This window comes from Pseudomonadota bacterium (assembly GCA_010028905.1).
In the GTDB taxonomy this organism is placed as follows: domain Bacteria; phylum Vulcanimicrobiota; class Xenobia; order RGZZ01; family RGZZ01; genus RGZZ01.
This window is the reverse complement of sequence record RGZZ01000854.1, coordinates 1-1,260: the sequence shown is the minus strand read 5'-3', so window position 1 is coordinate 1,260 and position 1,260 is coordinate 1. Positions and strand designations below refer to the sequence as shown.

Genomic DNA, 1,260 nt, shown 5'->3' with positions numbered 1-1,260 from the left:
GCGGGTGTGGTAGACGCCGTTGTAGCTGAAGGGGATCTGCCGTCCCTGGCGGATGGCGACACCGCTGCCGCTTACCTGCGTCTCGCGGCTGTTGCGATTGAACGAGCGAACGTCGGTGTTGAAGCGGCAGCTCGCATTCTGTTCGGTCTCGAGGCGCTGTGCGATGGCGTCCTGCACGCGTCGCACCGCGGGGTTCCCGTAGGTGGAGGGCATCGGGAACGAGCTGGTCAGGTTGTAGCTGACGTTTCGGATGGCACCGAAGCGGTCGATGGTCGCGCTGTAGCTGAAGGGCGTGCCCGTGTCGCCGTAGCTTCGCTGGTAGGTGCCCGTGCCGTAGAGCTGGCTGGTCCAGCTGGTGACCGGTCGGTAGTCGACGCGCCCGTCGAAGTTCACGATGGGACGCGCGCCGCCGAGCTCTCGGCACATCTTCATGCGCACGTTCTGCTGCACGGCGGCGACCTGGTTCTGTTGGGCCGGGGCGATGGTGGCGCCGCTGATGCACACGATGGCGGCGATGAGGACGGCGAGGATCGAGGATCTGCGCATGGATCGATGTCTCCTGAGGGGGCTGCTTCGCACAGGGGTATGAGTCTGCGCGCGGGCCTGCGGTTTCTCTCGGAGAGGTGACGGAGTCCTGCCGGATGAGGCCTAGCTCTGGGCGCGCTGGGCGGCAACCTCGTTCAGCGCGCTGTGCCAGGGCTGCTGCGCCTCGATCTGGCGAACCCGGGTGGCGTACGTCCAGCTGCCGTTGTAGGCGGCGAGGGCGCCGTCCCACGAGCCGGTCTGGCGTCGCAGATCAGACAGGTACTTTGCTCCGTAGTTCGCGCTCTCGATGGGGTCGAAGGCCTGGGGCGTGCGGGCGAAGTCGTGGTAGCGATCGTCGATCTGCATGAGCCCCTTTCCGTGTTGTCCATCGAACGAGAGGGCCTGCGCGTTCCAGGTGCTCTCCTTCCAGGCCACCGCTTTCAGCAGGGTTGCGGGTACACCGTTGGCGCGGGCGCTCTGGTCGAGGATGCCGTTGATGGCGCGGGCGTCGACGGGAATGAGGGCCCGACGCCACTGCCCCAGGCGGATCGAGGTGACGGGCACGCCGGCTGACTGCGCCAGAGTCGCCCGCTGCGCCGGCTTCATGGCCGCCGCCTGGTCGGCGGAGACGAGGGTTCCCGTATCGGCCCACTTTCCGCCCTTGAACAGCTGACCGTTCACGGGCGCGTGGTTGAAGGTGAGGGTGGGGCGGGTCTGGCGCAGATCGTAGGCCTT

The 1,260-nt window shown here is 67.2% G+C and carries 2 protein-coding genes; both read right to left on the bottom strand.

All coding sequences use genetic code 11. The features are described from left to right. The coding region (locus EB084_25870) for a hypothetical protein (protein ID NDD31692.1) at positions 1-546 on the bottom strand (546 nt) is incomplete at its 3' end. Positions 547-648: 102 nt separating this feature from the next. Next, positions 649-1,260 (bottom strand): hypothetical protein (locus tag EB084_25865; protein ID NDD31691.1); only part of this gene is annotated, 612 nt, incomplete at its 5' end.